General features: G+C 62.6%; 18 protein-coding genes. 10 read left to right on the forward strand and 8 right to left on the reverse strand.

What is annotated here, in order from left to right:
• The first annotated feature begins 52 nt into the window (after positions 1-52).
• From odhB to M0H32_RS14590, 6 genes are all read left to right on the forward strand, one after another.
• Positions 53-1,564 (forward strand): 2-oxoglutarate dehydrogenase complex dihydrolipoyllysine-residue succinyltransferase, encoded by a 1,512-nt coding sequence (gene odhB / locus M0H32_RS14565; RefSeq protein ID WP_248155209.1) that lies wholly within the window; start codon positions 53-55, stop codon positions 1,562-1,564.
• A gap of 42 nt (positions 1,565-1,606) precedes the next feature.
• The gene (locus tag M0H32_RS14570; protein ID WP_248155211.1) at positions 1,607-2,221 is read left to right on the forward strand and encodes a LysE family translocator; all 615 of its coding nucleotides are present in this window, start codon (positions 1,607-1,609) and stop codon (positions 2,219-2,221) included.
• Positions 2,222-2,267: 46 nt separating this feature from the next.
• On the forward strand, positions 2,268-3,692 hold the full coding sequence (locus tag M0H32_RS14575; protein WP_248155213.1) for a caspase family protein: 1,425 nt from the start codon (positions 2,268-2,270) through the stop codon (positions 3,690-3,692).
• Between the two features lie 19 nt (positions 3,693-3,711).
• Positions 3,712-4,470: an SDR family oxidoreductase gene (locus M0H32_RS14580; RefSeq protein WP_248155215.1), complete on the forward strand. Its 759-nt coding sequence runs from the start codon at positions 3,712-3,714 to the stop codon at positions 4,468-4,470.
• Between the two features lie 44 nt (positions 4,471-4,514).
• Complete coding sequence (gene lpdA / locus M0H32_RS14585) at positions 4,515-5,918, forward strand: dihydrolipoyl dehydrogenase (protein ID WP_248155217.1); 1,404 nt, start codon at positions 4,515-4,517, stop codon at positions 5,916-5,918.
• Between the two features lie 246 nt (positions 5,919-6,164).
• Positions 6,165-7,640 (forward strand): hypothetical protein, encoded by a 1,476-nt coding sequence (locus M0H32_RS14590; protein WP_248155219.1) that lies wholly within the window; start codon positions 6,165-6,167, stop codon positions 7,638-7,640.
• Here M0H32_RS14590 and M0H32_RS14595 read toward each other — a convergent pair.
• From M0H32_RS14595 to M0H32_RS14605, 3 genes are read right to left on the reverse strand one after another with little or no spacing between them, the layout of a single operon-like run.
• Positions 7,637-8,413 carry a methyltransferase domain-containing protein gene (locus M0H32_RS14595; protein WP_248155221.1) on the reverse strand — a complete coding sequence of 259 codons (777 nt, stop codon included), beginning with the start codon at positions 8,411-8,413 and terminating at the stop codon, positions 7,637-7,639. The genes M0H32_RS14590 and M0H32_RS14595 overlap by 4 nt on opposite strands.
• A gap of 7 nt (positions 8,414-8,420) precedes the next feature.
• Complete coding sequence (locus tag M0H32_RS14600; RefSeq protein ID WP_248155223.1) at positions 8,421-8,717, reverse strand: antibiotic biosynthesis monooxygenase family protein; 297 nt, start codon at positions 8,715-8,717, stop codon at positions 8,421-8,423.
• Between the two features lie 39 nt (positions 8,718-8,756).
• Positions 8,757-9,176 carry a MerR family transcriptional regulator gene (locus tag M0H32_RS14605; RefSeq protein WP_248155225.1) on the reverse strand — a complete coding sequence of 140 codons (420 nt, stop codon included), beginning with the start codon at positions 9,174-9,176 and terminating at the stop codon, positions 8,757-8,759.
• An 84-nt stretch (positions 9,177-9,260) separates the two neighbouring features.
• Between M0H32_RS14605 and M0H32_RS14610 the strand changes: the two genes are divergently transcribed.
• Positions 9,261-9,899, forward strand: a complete 639-nt coding sequence (locus M0H32_RS14610; RefSeq protein ID WP_248155228.1) for a cation efflux transmembrane domain-containing protein — start codon at positions 9,261-9,263, stop codon at positions 9,897-9,899.
• An 18-nt stretch (positions 9,900-9,917) separates the two neighbouring features.
• Here the strand turns inward: M0H32_RS14610 and M0H32_RS14615 are convergent, their stop codons facing one another.
• From M0H32_RS14615 to M0H32_RS14625, 3 genes are all read right to left on the reverse strand, one after another.
• Positions 9,918-10,883, reverse strand: coding sequence for a metallophosphoesterase (locus M0H32_RS14615; RefSeq protein WP_248155230.1), 966 nt, complete (start codon positions 10,881-10,883; stop codon positions 9,918-9,920).
• A 162-nt stretch (positions 10,884-11,045) separates the two neighbouring features.
• Positions 11,046-11,276: a hypothetical protein gene (locus tag M0H32_RS14620; RefSeq protein ID WP_248155232.1), complete on the reverse strand. Its 231-nt coding sequence runs from the start codon at positions 11,274-11,276 to the stop codon at positions 11,046-11,048.
• Positions 11,277-11,393: 117 nt separating this feature from the next.
• Positions 11,394-11,798 (reverse strand): serine/threonine protein kinase, encoded by a 405-nt coding sequence (locus tag M0H32_RS14625; protein WP_248155235.1) that lies wholly within the window; start codon positions 11,796-11,798, stop codon positions 11,394-11,396.
• A gap of 143 nt (positions 11,799-11,941) precedes the next feature.
• Between M0H32_RS14625 and M0H32_RS14630 the strand changes: the two genes are divergently transcribed.
• Positions 11,942-12,445: a GNAT family N-acetyltransferase gene (locus M0H32_RS14630; protein WP_248155237.1), complete on the forward strand. Its 504-nt coding sequence runs from the start codon at positions 11,942-11,944 to the stop codon at positions 12,443-12,445.
• Here the strand turns inward: M0H32_RS14630 and M0H32_RS14635 are convergent.
• Positions 12,442-13,401, reverse strand: coding sequence for a tyrosine recombinase XerC (locus M0H32_RS14635; RefSeq protein WP_248155239.1), 960 nt, complete (start codon positions 13,399-13,401; stop codon positions 12,442-12,444). The genes M0H32_RS14630 and M0H32_RS14635 overlap by 4 nt on opposite strands.
• A 408-nt stretch (positions 13,402-13,809) precedes the next feature.
• Between M0H32_RS14635 and M0H32_RS14640 the strand changes: the two genes are divergently transcribed.
• On the forward strand, positions 13,810-14,322 hold the full coding sequence (locus M0H32_RS14640) for an Hcp family type VI secretion system effector (protein ID WP_248155241.1): 513 nt from the start codon (positions 13,810-13,812) through the stop codon (positions 14,320-14,322).
• Between the two features lie 206 nt (positions 14,323-14,528).
• Here M0H32_RS14640 and fsa read toward each other — a convergent pair whose 3' ends face one another.
• Positions 14,529-15,182, reverse strand: coding sequence for a fructose-6-phosphate aldolase (gene fsa, locus M0H32_RS14645; RefSeq protein ID WP_248155243.1), 654 nt, complete (start codon positions 15,180-15,182; stop codon positions 14,529-14,531).
• A gap of 288 nt (positions 15,183-15,470) precedes the next feature.
• Between fsa and M0H32_RS14650 the strand changes: the two genes are divergently transcribed.
• Positions 15,471-17,666, forward strand: coding sequence for a primosomal protein N' (locus tag M0H32_RS14650; RefSeq protein WP_248155246.1), 2,196 nt, complete (start codon positions 15,471-15,473; stop codon positions 17,664-17,666).
• Positions 17,667-17,738: the final 72 nt, after the last annotated feature.

A 17,738-nucleotide genomic window follows, 5' to 3' on the forward strand; every position in this document is an offset into this window, starting at 1 on the left:
TTGCGGGCCCTCTTTTCAAAATTTGGCCAGGTAATTTTAAGAGAAGGCGACCATGGCAACCGAAATTCGCGTGCCCACGCTGGGTGAATCCGTTTCTGAAGCAACCATTGCACAGTGGTTCAAAAAACCGGGCGACGCCGTTGCCCAGGACGAGCCGCTGGTGGAACTGGAAACCGACAAGGTGACGGTGGAAGTTCCGGCCCCGGCCGCCGGTACCCTGGAAAGCATCGTGGTCAAGGAAGGCGACACTGTCGAGGTCGGCGCACTTCTGGGCCAGATCGCCGAGGGCGCGGGCGCGGCTCCGGCCGCTCCTGCCAAGCAGGACAACGAACCCCAGGCGAAATCCGCCGGCAAGGCCGATCTGGTCGACGTCGTGACGCCGAGCGCCGGTGAATCCGTCACCGAGGCTGAAGTTGGCGAATGGAGCGTCAAGGTCGGCGATACCGTCAAGGCCGACGACACGCTGGTCGAACTGGAAACCGACAAGGCCGCCCAGGAAGTGCCGGCCCCGGTCGCCGGCACCATCGTCAAGATCGCTGCCGAGACCGGCACCACTGTCGAGCCGGGAGTGCTGCTCTGCCAGATCGATCCGTCCGGTGAAGGCGTTGCCGCGGCTCCGGCCGCCGCTGCCGCACCGGCTCCTTCCGCTCCGGCTGCAAGCGCCGGCTCGTCCATGCCGCCGGCACCGTCCGCCCAGAAGATGATGGCGGAAAACAATCTCTCCGCCGATCAGGTTGCCGGCTCCGGAAAGCGCGGCCAGGTGCTGAAGGAAGACGTGATCAACGCGATTGCTTCAGGCGCGACTGCCGCCGCCGCTCCGGCCCCGGCCGCCGTCGCTCGCGGGCCGGTCAACGCCCAGGACGAGGTGCGCGAGGAACGCGTGCGCATGACCAAGCTGCGCCAGACCATCGCGCGCCGCCTGAAGGATGCCCAGAACACGGCGGCCATGCTGACCACCTATAACGAGGTCGACATGGGCCCGGTCATGGAACTGCGCAAGCAGTACAAGGACCTCTTTGAGAAGAAACACGGCGTCAAGCTCGGCTTCATGGGCTTCTTCACCAAGGCGGTGACCCATGCGCTGAAAGAGATCCCGGCGGTCAATGCCGAGATCGACGGCACCGACATCATCTACAAGAACTTCTGCCACGTGGGCGTGGCGGTGGGTACCGACAAGGGCCTGGTGGTCCCGGTGGTGCGCGACGCCGACCAGATGTCGATTGCCGAGATCGAGAAGGAAATCGGCAATCTCGGCCGCAAGGCCCGGGACGGCAAATTGGGCATGGCTGATATGTCCGGCGGCACCTTCACCATCTCCAATGGCGGGGTGTATGGTTCGCTCATGTCGTCGCCGATCCTGAACGCGCCGCAGTCGGGCATCCTCGGCATGCACAAGATCCAGGAACGTCCGATGGCCGTGAACGGCCAGGTGGTGATCCGTCCGATGATGTATCTGGCGCTCTCCTACGACCACCGGATCGTCGACGGCAAGGAAGCCGTGACCTTCCTGGTACGGGTCAAGGAAAGCCTGGAAGACCCGCAGCGCCTGGTTCTGGATCTCTGATCCGGAACCGCCACTCGGAAACGACCTCAAGGGACCCGCATCATGAGCCTGGAATTTCTGATCACAGCCCTGATCGTGGTGCTGGTCCCCGGAACCGGTGTCGTCTACACGGTGGCCGTCGGGCTCGGCAAGGGGCGGCAGGCGTCCGTCGCCGCCGCTTTCGGCTGCACGCTCGGCATCATTCCGGCGATCCTCGCCTCCGTGGTCGGTCTGGCGGCGCTGATGCATACCAGCGCGCTGGTGTTCCAGGCCGTGAAATATGCCGGGGTCGCCTACCTGCTCTATCTCGCCTGGCAGACCCTCAAGGACAGTGGGCCGCTGGAACTGAAAGCCGACAAGAGCGCGCGCAAGAGCTTCTTTGCCACGGCGCGCACCGGCTTCTTGATCAACATTCTCAATCCCAAACTGACCGTGTTCTTTCTGGCCTTCCTGCCGCAATTCGTCAGCCCTGCCGCCGCCAACCCGACACTGGACATGCTGGCCATGGGCGGCGTCTTTATGGCGATGACCTTCGCGGTCTTCGTCGTCTACGGCTTCTTTGCCTCGCTAATCGGCGAGAAGGTTCTGAAAAGCGATCGTGTCGTGGTCTGGATGCGCCGGACAGTGGCCGCGACCTTTGCCGGTTTCGGGCTGCGGCTGGCCCTGGCGGAACAGTAATCAAGGACGCCGTCCGGGAAACGGCAGGCATCGGGAGGACAAGGAAATGAGCATGCTGCTGCGCTTTGTTCTTGCGGTGGTCTTTGTTGCCGGATCCCTGTTCGCCCAGCTGACGGCCGCCCAGAGCGAGCAGCCGCGCACGGCACTGGTCATCGGCAATGCGGCCTACGACTATGCTCCGCTCGCCAATCCGGTGAATGATGCCGTCGCCATTGCACGCTCGCTCACGAGCGCCGGTTTCGATGTCATTTTGCAGACCGATGCCGACAGGGCGGCCATGGATGCGGCCGTCGAGGCCTTTGCCGGCAAGCTGCGCGACAATGGCGGCGTCGGCCTGCTCTATTATGCCGGCCACGGCATCCAGATCGACGGTGAGAACTACCTACTGCCGGTCGGTGACGCGCCGGCCGAGGTCGAGGCGCTGAAAGACAGCGCGGTCGCCGTCAGCGACGCCGTCGAAGCGATGACGAGTGCCCATGAGGGCCTCAACATCGTCGTGCTCGACGCCTGCCGCAACAATCCGCTGACCGGTTCCACCAAAGGCCTGACCCGCATCGACAGTTCCGCGCGCCTGTTCGTCTCCTATTCGACCTCGCCCGGCGGGGTCGCGCTTGACGGCGAGGGCGACAACAGCCCCTATACCAAACATCTGGCCGAGGCCATCGAAACCCCGGCGCTGTCCCTGGAGCAGACCTTCAAGCGCACACTGAAAGGCGTGTTCCAGGAAACCGATGGCCAGCAGACGCCCTGGATCTCGTCGTCCTTCTTCGGCGATTTCACCTTTGTTCCGGCACCCGGCGACGATACCGCGCCAGCCCAGGTCGCTGCCGTCTCCTCGATCGGCAAGGCCTTGCAGGAGAGCATCGCGCGCGCCGGCCCGGCCCACCGGATCTCCGGCATCTACCGGGTTCAGGGCACAAATCCGAACGGCACGGTCTATGACGGCATGATGGCGATCACGCCGGATGACAGCCCGGACAATTCAAAAGTCCGGTTCACCTGGTGGATCGGCAAGGATGTCTTCACCGGCGTTGGCGAATTCGCAGGCCGCATGCTTGTGGTCAACTGGGGCGACAAACACCCCGTCGTCTATACGTTCAGCGGTGGCGAAAATCTGGACGGCGAATGGGCCGACGGCTCGGCGACGGAACGGCTGTCGCTTTATGCCCGTGCCGCGCCAGGCCCGCAGGATCTGCTGGAGGGCACCTACGCGGTCTCGGGCCGCAATCCCAACGGCACCACCTATACCGGCACAGTGACACTGTCCCGCCAGGGCAGCAGATACACGCTGATCTGGAAGGTCGGCGCCACCGGTTATCGCGGTGTCGGCGAACTGGAAGGCAACGTGCTGACGGTTGACTGGGGTGACAAGACTCCTGTTGTCTATGCGCTGACGGCAGAAGGTGGTCTGAAAGGTTTGTGGGCGGCCGGACGCGGAGCAGAAGAATTGACCCGTCTGGAAGGGCAATAGGAACCCGTGGTGAAAACGCATGGCTAACACGGTTGTTTTGGTGACGGGCGGAAGCCGCGGTATTGGCGCGGCGGTGAGCCGGAAGGTGGCCGCGCTCGGTCACACGGTCATCGTCAACTACGCCCAGAACGGCACGGCCGCCGATGCGCTTGTGGCCGAGATCAAGGCAGCTGGCGGCACGGCGGTCGCGGTGCAAGGCGACGTCCAGAACGAAGCGGATGTGCTGCATCTCTTCGCGGAAGCCGACCGGCTCGGAACACTCGTTGGGCTCGTCAACAATGCCGGCGTGGTCGACCTGTCGCAGCGTGTCGATGAAATGACCCTGGCGCGGCTGACCAGGATGTTCTCCATCAACGTGATCGGCGCGTTTCTCTGTGCCCGCGAGGCGGTCAAGCGCATGTCGACCAAACATGGCGGCGCGGGTGGCGCCATCGTCAATCTCGGTTCGGCCGGGTCCAAACTCGGCTCGCCAAATCAGTATGTCGACTACGCCGCCTCGAAGGGCGCGATCGATACCATGACGGTCGGTCTCGCTCTTGAAGTCGCCGACGAAGGCATTCGCGTCAACGGTGTCCGCCCGGGCATCATCGACACCGACATCCATGCCTCCGGCGGCGCGCCCGACCGTGTGGCGCAGCTCAAATCCCGTTTGCCGATGAAACGTGCCGGTACCGCCGACGAGGTGGCCGACGCGATCCTCTGGCTCCTCTCCGATCAGTCCAGCTATACAACCGGGACCATGCTCGATGTCTCCGGCGGCCGGGCTGTCCTACCCTAACCACTTGTTCGACCCTGAAATTGAAAGAGGCAAAGGCGACCCAAATGTCCCAATATGATCTTGTCGTCATCGGAACCGGCCCCGGCGGCTATGTCTGCGCGATCAAGGCCGCGCAGCTCGGCCTGAAGACGGCCGTCGTCGAAAAACGCGCAACGCTTGGCGGCACCTGCCTCAACATCGGCTGCATTCCCTCCAAGGCATTGCTGCATGCCTCGGAAATGTTCGAAGAGGCCGGCCACGGTTTCGAGAAGATCGGTATCAAGGTGGCCAAGCCCAAGCTCGATCTGCCGGCGATGATGAAACACAAGTCCGATGTGGTCGACGCCAATGTCGGCGGCATCGCCTTCCTGATGAAGAAGAACAAGATCGACGTCCACACCGGCACCGGCAAGATTCTCTCTGCGGGCAAGGTCGAGGTCACGACTGAGGACGGCAAGGCCACGGTTCTGGATACCAAGAACATCGTCATTGCCACCGGCTCCGACGTCATGCCGTTGCCGGGTGTCGAGATCGACGAAAAGCAGGTCGTCTCCTCAACGGGCGCGCTTGAGCTGGACAAGGTTCCGGGCAAGCTGGTTGTCGTCGGCGGCGGTGTCATCGGCCTCGAGCTCGGCTCGGTCTGGAACCGGCTTGGGTCCCAGGTCACCGTGGTCGAGTTCATGGACAAGATCCTTGGCCCAATGGATGGTGACGTTTCCAAGAACTTCCAGCGCATGCTGAAAAAGCAGGGCATGGAGTTCAAGCTCTCGTCCAAGGTCACGGGTGTCGAGAAGAAGGGCAAGGGCCTTGCCGTCACCGTTGAACCCGCCAAGGGCGGCGATGCCCAGGTGATCGAAGCCGATATCGTTCTGGTCGCCATCGGCCGCCGTCCCTACAGCGAAGGCCTGGGCCTCGACAGTGCCGGCGTGGCGCTGGACGAGCGCGGCCGGGTGCAGATCGACGCTCATTACAAGACCAATGTCGACGGCATCTACGCCATTGGCGACGTGGTCGTCGGCCCGATGCTGGCGCACAAGGCCGAGGACGAAGGTGTTGCGGTTGCTGAAATTCTCGCCGGCCAGGCCGGTCACGTGAATTACGACGTCATTCCGGGCGTGGTCTACACCCAGCCGGAAGTGGCCTCTGTCGGCAAGACCGAAGAAGAGCTGAAGGCGGCCGGTGTCGAGTACAAGACCGGCAAGTTCGTCTTCTCCGCCAACGGTCGGGCCCGCGCCATGAACAAGACCGACGGCTTTGCCAAGGTTCTGGCCGACGCCAAGACCGACCGGGTTCTCGGCGTTCACATCGTCGGCTTCGGCGCAGGCGAGATGATCCACGAGGCAGCCGTTCTGATGGAATTCGGCGGCTCTTCGGAAGATCTGGCGCGCACATGCCACGCTCACCCGACCATGTCGGAAGCCGTCAAGGAGGCCGCGCTCGGCGCGTTCGCCAAGACGATCCACTCGTAATCCGATGGAGGCCGGTCACGGGCCGGCTCCGGATCGGGCATGGAAAGCCGGAGGTTCTCGCAAGATGAGAGCCCCCGGCTTTTTGTTTTTAGAGCATTTTCGGTTGCCTTTGACCGAACCTGCGGTCCAGAATTGAACGTGTTCGAAATGTAAGGATGGCAGGAAACGTCAGGGGGCATTTTGGGACGCGGCGAAGCAGTCACAGCGAAGCCGGCCGCTCTTGGGTCCGGGGTGGGGCTCTTTTTCATGGCCGGGCTTGTCCTGCCGCTGCTGAGCGGGCTGGTTTTCTTTTGGCCTGAGCGCACAATCGCCAATGTCGACGACCTGTTTTTTGTCCCCTGGGCAATGGAAGTCGCGGAGACACGGCGCCACTGGAACAGCCTGCTGGCGGTCCAGTTTCCCGAGCTCACCTCCTACCACCTGCAGCCGCGCCTGCATCTGATACTTGCGGGTACCTATTTTGCCGTCGCCGGTGCCAGCACTGCGACACTCGTCCTGTTCGAGTTCCTGTGTTACGCGCTGACCAGCCTTGCCTTCGTGCTTCTCTGCCTGCGATTGAACCTGCGGCTGGCCGTCCTGTTCACACCGCTGATCTTTGCCCCGCTCTACGTGGTGTCAGGGTTCCGGCTCGAGCTGACCGGCGGATTGCTGTTCATGGCCGGCCTGTTGCTGTCCTTGCCGTTGCTGACAGCGGCCGGGACTGGACGGCCAGACGAAAGTCGGCGGGAATCCGCTGCAGGCATTTCCGGCAAACTCCTTCTTGCCATTGCCCCTCTGGCAGCACCGTCGGTCTTTGCCTGGAGCCTTGGAGCGATTGCCGTTCTGGAGCTTTGGCGATTGCTGACACGCCGCGCGGGGCTCGGCCGGATCCTTCTGGAAGGGGCGGTCGCGCTTTCGCTTGCCTTGAGCGTCTTTGCCATTTCCATCGACTTTGAATTCGCGGAGTTTCTGGCCCAGTTCACCTATCACGCCAGCCGGTCGGTCGGTCACGGCTTCAATGAGGAAGCCGTGTTGCGCGCTGCACTGTTCGCGGTCTGTGCCTTTGCGTTGCGCCGTCGCAAGGCAACGGCCGCCGCCATGCTGTGCGCCTGTCTGGCGGCCGGGCAATTGATTGCCGCGTTTCTGCATGACAAGGCGCTTATCCGCAACCTCGCCGCGTCCATGGTGTTCCTGCTGACGGTCGACGCAGGGTTGAACAGGCATTGGCAATGGGCGAAAGCCATGCTGTTTGCGGCGGTTTTCGTGGTCGTGTCGGTGAACTTCTTCAGTTTCTACCTGTTTGCCGACCCTGCGGAAAACGCGCAGGCCGTTCAGACCGCCTATCTTGCGGATATAGCTGATGGCAAACGTGTCTTTGTCGACGAGACCATGGCGCATCACTATCTCGATCACCAGACGGACGGCGCACTGGCCTGGACCTGGGGCGGCACCTTTCCCGACAGCCGGCTGAACGATATAAAGGACCTCGGTGAAGGCGATGTCTGGTATCTGAGCGACTACACGCTGCGCGGTTATCTGAAGGGGCATACGGACATTGCCAGGACACTCTGGCCCGACACGGACTACCTGCATGTGCCCCAGATTTCCTGCGTTCTCGGCCGCCATTCCTGCAATCTGCCGGCAACCCGCTGGACCGTGATCCGCCTCGAGCGCAGGAACGGCGACCTGCTGGTTCAGGACCTTGGCGTGGACCGGGAGCCTCGACTCTTGGCTTCAGATTAGAGCTTGCGCGCCGATATCACGAAGTGGGTGATGGAAAAGAAGAACCGGCCCGCATCGGACAAGGCTTGTTGTTCCTCGGCCCAGGCCCTGGCGTCTTCCGCCGAAACCAGTCCCTTGTTCACCACATAGGGCTCCATCAGATGGATCATCATGTTGGCGAGCCCGTCCGGGTTAAGAACGGTGGCGCTGAAAGGAACGGGGAGGACTGCGTCGACGGCAAAGCCGCCCGCGCGCAAGAGCGGCGGCAGTACCGCAGGGATGCAGCGTTCCACCAGGTGGCCGTCCCAGGCGTCGATCATCTTCTCCATGCGGTCCGCATGGTCGCTGAACCAGGTAATCGTGTCCCAGTGCATGTCGCCGATGACCAGTCGGCCGCCGGGTTTGAGGAGGCGGTGGGCCTCCGCCACCGCCCCGGGCAGATCGTCCAGGTACTCAAATACCTGCAAAGACACGGCCTTGTCGACCGAGGCACTGTCCAGCGGGATTTGCGTTGCCGTCCCGTCATGAAAGGCAACATTGTCCCAATCGGCGCAACGCGCGACAGCAGCCGAGCGCATGTCCTCGCTCGGGTCGATGCCGATAACGCGGCCATGGTCGCCGACGGTGCGGGCAAGTTCCAGGGTCAGCATGCCGTTGCCGCAGCCGATATCGGCGATGATGTCGCCCGGTTTCGGTCCGAGCGCATCGAAGGACGCCCGGCGGCGGCGTGAGAAATCCGCGCCCTGATAGGCGGTTTCCAGAAGCTTTGCCGTCTTGGCGTTGAAGTTAAGCATGCAAAGTCTAAGCCTCGACCAGATCGTAATGCTTGATCACCCGGGATTCGACCAGCTCAGCTTCGGCCGGATCTATATGCGGGCTTTGATAGTCTTCTCCGACAAAGGCCTTGAGAGACGCCAAGTCCTGCCAGATCATGACAAAACTGAACTCGCGCGGGCTGTCCGGCCGGGGCGCGCCTGGCAGCACGGAGACGATTCCCGGCGTCCCCTTCATCAAGGGGATCGCGGTTTCATGGAAAAAGCGGCTGAACTCGGTTTCCTTGCCGGGCCGGATGACGACCTGAAAGATCCGCATGATCATGCTGGCCTCCTGAGTTGGGTGCCGGCATCCTAACACGCTTCAATGCTCCTCCCGGCACAGGCTGTGGTCGCCGAAGGCCTTGAGCACATTGCACTCCAGAACCGTGTGATCTCCTTCACAGCTTGTTGCGATTCGCTTCAGCTCTGCCTCCAGCTTTTTCAGATGACGGATGCGGTCGCGCACGGATTTGAGCTGCTCGATGGCGATCCGGTTGGCCTGACTGCAGGGTTTGTCAGGATGCTGGCTCAGCTCGATCAGATCGCGGATCGCCGGCATGGGCAGGCCAAGATCGCGGCAATGCCGGATGAACCCGAGCCGCTCCAGATCACCCTGAAGGTAACGCCGCTGGTTGCCTTCCGTGCGGATCGGCGTGTTCAGCAGTCCTTCCTGTTCGTAATACCGTATGGTCGGCACCTTGACCCCTGTGCGCTTCGACAGCTCGCCGATCGAAAATTCCATAAAAACCTCTTGAACCTCTAGTTGCTAGAGCAATTACAAAGACATCAACCGACAAAATCAAGAACGGAAATCACGGAGAGAAGCATGGGTGCCTGTTGCGGCCATTCCAATTCCGCCTTTGACGGCATGTCGAAGGACTATCGTCGCCGCCTTTGGCTGGTCATCGCCCTAAATGCCGGCATGTTCGCCGTCGAAATGGTTGCCGGTCAGGCGGCCGGGTCAAAGGCCTTGCAGGCCGACGCGCTCGATTTTTTCGGCGATGCGGTGACCTACGGCATTTCGCTTGCGGTGATCGGGGCCTCCCTGAAAACCCGGGCGCTGGCGGCGCTCGCCAAGGGCGGCAGCCTGCTTTTGATGGGGATCTGGGTCGCGATCTCGACGCTCTATCAGGTCTTTGTATTGGGCGTGCCCGAAGCCGCCGTGATGGGCTCGGTGGGCTTCCTGGCTCTGGCTGTCAATCTGGCAAGTGTCATGCTGCTGGTGCGCTACAAGGACGGCGATGCCAATGTGCGCTCCGTGTGGCTGTGTTCGCGCAACGACGCCATCGGCAATGTCGCGGTCATGCTGGCGGCGCTCGGCGTCTGGGGCTCGGCAACTGCCTGGCCGGACCTGATCGTCGCCGGCCTGATGGCGAGCCTCTTTGTCAATTCCGCCGTCCAGATCCTCACCCAGGCCATCCGGGAATACCGCCACAAGACGGATCACGCGGTCGCGGGCGAGTAATGTTTCACTCTGAAGGGATCAGGCAGTTCTTATTTGGTCTGATCCCCCGAGATGCACCATGGTGATTTCCGGCGGCACGCCGAAGCGGATCGGCAGGATTGAGCAGCCGAGTCCGCCTGAGACAATCAGGTGCCGCGGCTCAGTATCAAGGCGCAGATGCCGCATCAGGGTCGTGCCCTCCGTCTCGACGATATGGCCATAGGCATAGCTGCGGCCGTGCTTCTTCGGAAAGGCCGGCAGGTAGCCGAAACAATTGACCTGGCCGCCATGGGTGTGCCCGCTCACCGTCAGGCTGACGCGGGACGGAACCTCGCCGATGATGTCCGGCTCATGGGCCATCAGAAGCACCGGAGCGTCGTCGGTTACCTGGGCAAGAGTGCCATCAAGATCGTCCAGGCCGCGCCAGCGGCGGCGATTGTATTTGCGAAAAGGCGCGAGTGCGATCTGATCGTCCAGGCCGGCGAGCCAGAAGGCCTTGCCGTCTTTTTGAAGGCGCACGGCCCGGTTCTGGTATAGCGGAATACCTGCCCGCACCAGTGCCCGGCCGTATTTGGTCTGGCCCTCGCCGGAGCGCTGTGCTTGCGGGTCGTCCCACCAGTCGTGATTGCCGAGAATGGCATGGGTGCCGAGAGGGGCGGACAAGTCGCCGAACAGATCTGCCCAGGCCTGGGGCGGGATCGGAGCATGCTGCCATTTGTGGCTGGCAACATAGTCGCCGAGCATCAGGATGATATCGGGTTTGAGCGCGTTGGTCTGGGCGACGATGGAACGGACCCGGTCGAGACCCATCCAGGGATCGCAAATATGCGGGTCGGCAATCAGCGCCGCGGTCAGCTGGAGATCCTTTGGCCAGCGCGGCGGCGTAAGGTAATAGCTCTGGAGACGCAGACGGAAGGGTTCGATGCCGACCGCATAGGCGGGCGCGGACAGAACCCCGAGCGCGGCAACTCCAAGTCCTTTCAGGAAACGGCGTCTGGAAATCATGGCAGCGGGCAACCGTGTCAAAAGAGGTCGATTGAAAAAGGCTACAGTTCGGCTGCGACCTGAAAGAGGCGATATTCAGCAGATTTTGTGCAAAGACGGGTCGGCGAAAAAAGCCCGCTGAAAAGCAGCGGGCCAAAGCATGGAGCATTGCGGTGTTGCAGACTATTCCGCCGGTGTGTCTTCGGGCAGAACAATCTGTTCGGTCAGCGCGTCGTCGCTCAGATCGTTGGTGGCGATGGCGACATCCGCGTCGATCTGCGGGATGCTATCGGTTTGCGCGACGGTCATCTTGTCTTCGGCCTTGGCGGTCTTGTTCCAGGAGCAGGCCTGTGCCGGCACGACCGCAAATGCGGTCAGGGCGAGAACTGCAACGCCGGATTTCAAAAGATGCATTGAACCCTCCGTCCGTTTCGCTGCGCGAGTTACGCAGTATCACGTAGGGTAAGGCAAATCATCGTTCAGGCAAGGAAAAAGCGGAAACTGATTATCATCAGCGTTAAGAGCGAACGCTCACTTGCGCCGGAGATTAAAGGTTTTGTCCGTGCGCGGTTCCGACAAGTCATTGACGATGTTGATGACATGCGTGTCGAGCATGTCCCCGAAGGCCTTCAGCGTGAGTTGCTTGCTGCTGAGGAACCCGATCAGCAGAACCTGGATGGCGCCGTCGGAACGCATCTCGCCCTGCGTCCAGCCCCACTTGCAGTCGCGTGGGATGCAGGAAGTGAAGGCACGAACCCTGACATGAACCTCTTCGTCCTGGCAGCGGCTTTCCACCTCGATACGGGAGATTTCCTTCGGGGCGGCGTCCGGATTGACCCAGATACCGTCTTCGGGGATCGGGCAATAGACGCGCTGTGCCTGGGACGGCACGGCGGAAGCGAAAAGAAAACCGGCAACGAGCAGGATCAGACGCATGCGCATTCTCCCAAGAAGGCCGGCTTGCCGACCGGTGAGCGTTCCTGCAACAACCTAACCGATTGGCGCCGCTGCCGCTACACCGGCGTTCAGGCTATGATGATCCTCGAAACTGATTCCAATCACAGTACCAGAGACTTAATATGCATTCCCTGGAAACCGGGCGCCATGTTCTGAGGCCGCCGGAAGAACGCGACTTTCCGGTTTATGGCTTGTTTTTCGGCGATGGCGAAGCGTCGCGCTTTTATGGCGGTCCTTTGCGGACGGATCAGGCCTGGCGGGTTCTTGCCGGGCACCTCGGCCATTGGCACTTGCGCGGCTATGGTATGTGGGTGATCGAGCCGAAGGACGGCTCCGGCGTCATCGGCGGTTGCGGCTTTGTCTGGCCGGAAGGTTGGCCGCGGCGGGAATTGACCTGGTGGCTGCTTCCGGAAGCCCGCGGCACGGGCGCCGCCGTGGAAGTGTCTGAAGCCGCGATCCACCATGCTTATGAGACCTATGGCTGGCCACAGGTGGAAACGCACATGAATGACGACAACCACGCCGCCTGGGGCCTGGTGCGCAAGCTTGGCGGCAAACCGATCGCCCGGGAGCGCTTCCCGGACGGTCTGGAACGGACGGTCTATGGACTGCCGCAGCCCGCCTAACGGCGCGGGTGCGCCTTGTCATAGGCGGCGAGCAGATGGGCGCTGTCGATCTCGGTATAGATCTGGGTGGAGGCCAGGCTCGCGTGTCCGAGCAGCTCCTGGATCGTCCTGAGGTCGCCGCCGCCGGCCAGAAGATGGGTGGCGAAGGAATGGCGCAGGGCGTGCGGTGTCGCGCTGTCCGGCAGGCCGAGCGCGCCCCTGAGCCGGGCCATGGCCAGCTGGATCATACGAGGGTTCAGAGGCCCGCCCCTTGCGCCCACAAACAACGGCCCGTCCGGGCTGACCGGGTAGGGACAGAGTTTCAGGTAGAGTTCGACGGCCTCGCAGACAGCAGGCAGGATCGGCACGATCCGCTCCTTGCCGCCTTTGCCGATGATGCGCAGCGTCCTGGTGCCGGCTTTCGGCGCCATGGCACCGGTCAGCGACAGAGCCTCGGAGATGCGCAGGCCGCAGCCGTAGAGCAGGGTCAGGACGGCGGCATTTCGGGCCTCCAGCCAGGCTTCGGTTTCCATGCCGAGATCACCGCTGGAAATTTCGATCGCATCCCGGGCGGCAACCGGTTTGGGCAGGGAGCGTGCCTGACGTGGTGGCCGGATGACTGAGGAGGCGGCCGCATTGACCTCGCCTCGGCGTTCCAGAAATTTCAGGAAGGAGCGGATTCCGGCAAGACCGCGCGCCAGCGAACGGCTCTGCACGCCCTGGCGCCGTCGGCTGGCGAGAAAGCCCCGGAAGTCTGCAGGCTTCAGGCTGGCAATGTCCTTCAGGTCCGGAGCGCCGCCCAGATGCATCGTCAGGAAGCGCAGGAACTGACGCAGGTCGCGCTCATAAGCCACAAGGGTCTTGTCCGCGAGACGGCGTTCGTCGGCAAGGTGGTCCAGCCATTGGTCCACCCGGCGGTTCAGATCCGGCCGGGCGGTCACGAGAAGGGAATCGGTGTCTGTCGAAGCGGTGCTCATGCGGCCAGTCTGCCGCCCGAGCTGCAACGGTTCCGTTAATGGCACGCGAAATGTGCAGATCAACGTACATGGTGCCGGTGTCAGGACGGATCTCAGACGCAATTTTTGTGCGGGTCAGGCCACCGGAGACACCTTGGAAACGCATTTTGTGATGTTCGTCACACTTTCACTGCGCATGTTTGTTCGCACCTTCCGGGCGACTGTGCAGAATTCTGCACAGTTCCACATTTTGGCGCTTTGACGAAAACAGTATTTTCAGCAGTAAAGTCAGTTACTTACAAAAATTTTGAAGAGTTGGCACGGCCGTTGCAATTCTGTTGGCATCGGCACCGGACAACACGGCGCCCCGGAAATCGAAAACAAACAGACGATCACTGAACACGATCACTGGCATCAAGGAGACTGAAAATGTCCAACATCGCATATGTCACCATCAAAGGTTCGACCCAGGGCGACATCACATCCGACGCCACCACCGCAGACAGCATCGGCAACCTGTGGCAGGAAGGCCATGAGGGCGAGTCCCTGGTCTATGCTTTCGAACAGAATGCGGTTGTGCCGCGCGATCCGCAGTCCGGTTCCATCATCGCCACCCGCCGTCACATGCCGACCACCTTCATGAAGCCGGTCGACAAGGCTACCCCGTTGCTGTGGCAGGCATTGGCCACCGGCGAAACCCTGGAAATCGAAGTCCAGTTCTGGCGCACGTCAACCTCGGGCGTTCAGGAACACTACTACACGGTCAAATTCGAAGACGCCGTCCTGGTCGAAGGCAAGACGATCCTGCCGGATGTGAATGACGAAGCCAACGCCTCCCGCGGCGACACCGACAAGTGGTCCTTCACCTTCCGCAAGGCCATCTGGACCCACGAAGTCGCCGGCACCAACGCTTCCGACGATTACCGCAAGCCGGTCACCTGATCACGACGAGCCGCCTATGGGCCGCGACCTGCAACGCGGCCCATAACAGCCGGAAGGATGCCCCTCCCGCCGGCTGGAACCGCCCGGACCACACGCCGGGCGGTTCTTTTTTATGCCGTTTACCGCGCTTTGGTCACGTTAAAAAAACGTTAACAAAAAAACGGCCCGGAAAATCCGGGCCGTTCGTATTTTCGGAGTTGGCTGGATCAGAGAATGCTCTGACCGGTCTTGGCCCAGTCGGCCAGGAAAGCTTCGAGGCCCTTGTCGGTCAGCGGGTGCTTGACCAGGGCTTTCAGGGTTGCCGGCGGTACGGTGGCGACGTCGGCGCCGATGATGGCGCAATCCTTGACGTGGTTTGGCGTACGGATCGAGGCTGCCAGGATTTCCGTGTCGAAGCCGTAATTGTCGTAGATCACCCGGATTTCGCGGATCAGCTCGAGGCCGTCGGCATGGATGTCGTCGAGGCGGCCGATAAACGGAGAGATGTAGGTGGCGCCGGCCTTGGCGGCGAGCAGGGCCTGGTTGGCCGAGAAGCACAGGGTGACGTTGGTCTTGGTGCCTTCCTCGGTCAGCTGCTTGCAGGCTTTCAGGCCGTCAAAGGTCAGCGGCAGCTTGATCACCACATTGCCCGCGATCGCGCGCAGGATATGGGCTTCCTTGATCATGGTGTCGAAGTCGGTTGCGGCGACTTCGGCGGAAACGTCGCCGTCGGTGATGGCGCAGATCTCGGCGATCACGTCCTTGAAGTCCCGGCCGGACTTGGCGATCAGCGACGGATTGGTGGTCACGCCGTCCAGGAGACCGGTCGATTCCAGTTCCTTGATTTCGGCTGTGTCGGCGGTGTCGACGAAGAATTTCATGCGGTTCTACTCCCTGTGGGGCGCCCCGTTTCCCGGCGGAGGCCGGTCGCCGGACTTTTCGTCCGCGGCCGGGGCAAAACGATTGAATGGTCAGCCGCGCCCTCTTTACCCTAGGATGGGGACAAGAAGAACCCCTGATTCTCCGGTGGACGAAAAATTTGTGGTACGTACCTCAAAAACAATCGCACTTGAACCGCCTCATGGAGCGGGCAAAGTCTCTCGATCCTTCGGGAGAACCGAAAAGGCCCGAAGCGGCCGATGCGCGCGACGGTGAGGACTTGAGTTTCAGTGCTGTTTGACGATCCAGATTTTCAGGAAACGATTGCCAGCGTACTCGTGCCGGTCGCCGTGCCCGGCGCCTATACCTACAAGGTGCCGCCTGGCAAATCTGTTGTGCCCGGAACCATCGTCAAGGTGCCGCTCGGCTCCCGCGAGGTGATCGGAGCCGTCTGGGACATCGAGCCGGACGCGGCGATCAACCCGAAAAAGCTGAAGACCATCTCGCGGGTCTATGACGAGACACCGCCGCTCGATGAAGACCTGCGCCGCTTCGTCGACTGGGTCGCTGGCTGGACCCTCGGCGCACCTGGCATGGTGCTGCGCATGGTACTGCGCTCGGAAGAAGCGCTCGAGCCGGAAGCGCCGGTCCCGGGCGTGCGCCGGATCGAGGGCGCGGAGCCCGACCGGATGACCCCGGCTCGCGGTCGTGTGCTGGCAACGCTGGAAGACGGTTTTGCCTGGACCAAGAGCGGCCTTGCTCATGCGGCGGGCGTGTCTTCGTCCGTGATCGACGGGCTCCTGAAACAGGACGTCCTGGAAACTGTGATGATGCCGGCCAGCCCGCCGCCGCCGAAACCGCAGCTCGACTATGCCCAGAAACCTTTGACCCCGGCTCAGCAGGCAGCCGCCGAGGGACTGGTCGCCTGTTTCGACAAGGGCGGCAGCGTTGCCCTGATCGACGGCGTCACGGGCTCGGGCAAAACGGAAGTCTATTTCGAGGCGATCGCCGAGGCCTTGCGGCGCGGCAAGCAGGCCCTGGTGCTCCTGCCCGAAATTGCGCTGACCGAACAGTTCCTGCGCCGCTTTGAACAAAGGTTTGGCGTCTATCCCGCCGAGTGGCACTCACAAATCACGGTCAAGAACCGCGCCCGCGTCTGGCGCGGCGTTGCCAGCGGCGACGTGCGCGTGGTCATTGGTGCGCGCTCGTCGCTGTTCCTGCCCTTCAAGGAACTGGGCCTGATCATCGTCGACGAGGAACATGACGCCGCCTTCAAACAGGACGACCGGGTGCCCTACAGCGCCCGCGACATGGCGGTCGTGCGCGGGCACCTGTCCGGCTTTCCCGTCGTGCTGGCCTCCGCGACCCCGTCCGTGGAAAGCATCGTCAATGCGGAAACAGGTCGTTACCGGCTGCTTGAGCTGCCGGAGCGGGCTTCGGGAGCCGCCCTGCCGGAGCTCAGCGCCGTCGACATGCGACAGGACGGGCCGGAGCGCGGCCGCTGGCTGGCGCCCGAGCTGATCCATGCCATCAAGGAGACGTTCGAGGAGGGCAGCCAGTCGCTGCTGTTCCTGAACCGGCGCGGCTATGCCCCGCTGACCCTCTGCCGCACCTGCGGTCACCGGTTCCAATGCGCCCATTGCAGTGCCTGGCTGGTCGAACACCGCTTCCAGAAAAAGCTCGTCTGCCACCATTGCGGCCACTCGGAGCCGGTGCCGCAGGCATGCCCGTCCTGCCAGAGCACGGACAGCCTGGTTGCCTGCGGGCCGGGCGTTGAGCGAATCGCCGAGGAGGTCTCCGACCGGTTCCCGCAAGCCCGCGTCCTGGTCTTGTCCTCGGACATGGCCGGCGGTCCCGAGCGGCTCAAGCGCGAGATGAAGATCGTCGAGGAGGGCGGGGCCGACATCGTCATCGGCACGCAACTGGTGGCCAAGGGGCACAATTTCCCGAAGATGAAGCTGGTCGGCGTGGTCGATGCGGATCTCGGTCTTGCCCATGGCGATCCGCGCGCGGCGGAAAAGACCTTCCAGCTGCTGGCCCAGGTGACCGGCCGCGCCGGCCGCGTCACCGGCGGCGGCAGGGGCATCCTGCAGAGCTACAATCCGGAGCACCCGGTGATCCGGGCGCTGCTCGCCAGCGACAAGACCGCGTTTTACCAAGCCGAGATCGACGCCCGCCGGGCCGCCGGCCTGCCGCCCTTCGGCCGGCTCGCCGCCGTGATCGTATCCGGCCCCGACCGGGCCTTTGCGGAAGGTTATGCCCGCGCGCTCGCGCGCGCGGCGCCGGAAGACACCGCCGTCACGCTGCTGGGGCCCGCGGAGGCGGCACTCGCCATGGTGCGCGGCCGCTACCGCTTCCGCCTGCTCGCCATGGCCCCGCGCCAGTATGACCTGCAGTCTTACCTGCGCAACTGGCTCAATACCGGCCCGAAACCCACCAAGGGCCTCCGCCTTCAGGTCGACATCGACCCGCAGCATTTCCTGTGAGGCGCGGGGCTGGTTCCCTGAGCTCCATACCCAAATCCTTCGTCATTGCAGGGCTCGACCCTGCAATCCATG

The sequence above is a fragment of the Roseibium sediminicola genome, assembly GCF_023156505.1.
Lineage (GTDB): Bacteria > Pseudomonadota > Alphaproteobacteria > Rhizobiales > Stappiaceae > Roseibium > Roseibium sediminicola.

Excerpts from the sequence above, each read along its gene's own strand:
- M0H32_RS14615 (WP_248155230.1), bottom strand. The coding sequence starts at position 10,883 with ATGATTTCCAGACGCCGTTTCCTGAAAGGACTTGGAGTTGCCGCGCTC.
- M0H32_RS14600 (WP_248155223.1), bottom strand. The coding sequence starts at position 8,717 with ATGATCATGCGGATCTTTCAGGTCGTCATCCGGCCCGGCAAGGAAACC.
- fsa (WP_248155243.1), bottom strand. The coding sequence starts at position 15,182 with ATGAAATTCTTCGTCGACACCGCCGACACAGCCGAAATCAAGGAACTG.
- M0H32_RS14605 (WP_248155225.1), bottom strand. The coding sequence starts at position 9,176 with ATGGAATTTTCGATCGGCGAGCTGTCGAAGCGCACAGGGGTCAAGGTG.
- lpdA (WP_248155217.1), top strand. The coding sequence starts at position 4,515 with ATGTCCCAATATGATCTTGTCGTCATCGGAACCGGCCCCGGCGGCTAT.
- M0H32_RS14595 (WP_248155221.1), bottom strand. The coding sequence starts at position 8,413 with ATGCTTAACTTCAACGCCAAGACGGCAAAGCTTCTGGAAACCGCCTAT.
- M0H32_RS14625 (WP_248155235.1), bottom strand. The coding sequence starts at position 11,798 with ATGCGTCTGATCCTGCTCGTTGCCGGTTTTCTTTTCGCTTCCGCCGTG.
- M0H32_RS14570 (WP_248155211.1), top strand. The coding sequence starts at position 1,607 with ATGAGCCTGGAATTTCTGATCACAGCCCTGATCGTGGTGCTGGTCCCC.
- M0H32_RS14575 (WP_248155213.1), top strand. The coding sequence starts at position 2,268 with ATGAGCATGCTGCTGCGCTTTGTTCTTGCGGTGGTCTTTGTTGCCGGA.
- M0H32_RS14620 (WP_248155232.1), bottom strand. The coding sequence starts at position 11,276 with ATGCATCTTTTGAAATCCGGCGTTGCAGTTCTCGCCCTGACCGCATTT.
- M0H32_RS14635 (WP_248155239.1), bottom strand. The coding sequence starts at position 13,401 with ATGAGCACCGCTTCGACAGACACCGATTCCCTTCTCGTGACCGCCCGG.
- M0H32_RS14640 (WP_248155241.1), top strand. The coding sequence starts at position 13,810 with ATGTCCAACATCGCATATGTCACCATCAAAGGTTCGACCCAGGGCGAC.
- M0H32_RS14590 (WP_248155219.1), top strand. The coding sequence starts at position 6,165 with ATGGCCGGGCTTGTCCTGCCGCTGCTGAGCGGGCTGGTTTTCTTTTGG.
- odhB (WP_248155209.1), top strand. The coding sequence starts at position 53 with ATGGCAACCGAAATTCGCGTGCCCACGCTGGGTGAATCCGTTTCTGAA.
- M0H32_RS14630 (WP_248155237.1), top strand. The coding sequence starts at position 11,942 with ATGCATTCCCTGGAAACCGGGCGCCATGTTCTGAGGCCGCCGGAAGAA.
- M0H32_RS14580 (WP_248155215.1), top strand. The coding sequence starts at position 3,712 with ATGGCTAACACGGTTGTTTTGGTGACGGGCGGAAGCCGCGGTATTGGC.
- M0H32_RS14610 (WP_248155228.1), top strand. The coding sequence starts at position 9,261 with ATGGGTGCCTGTTGCGGCCATTCCAATTCCGCCTTTGACGGCATGTCG.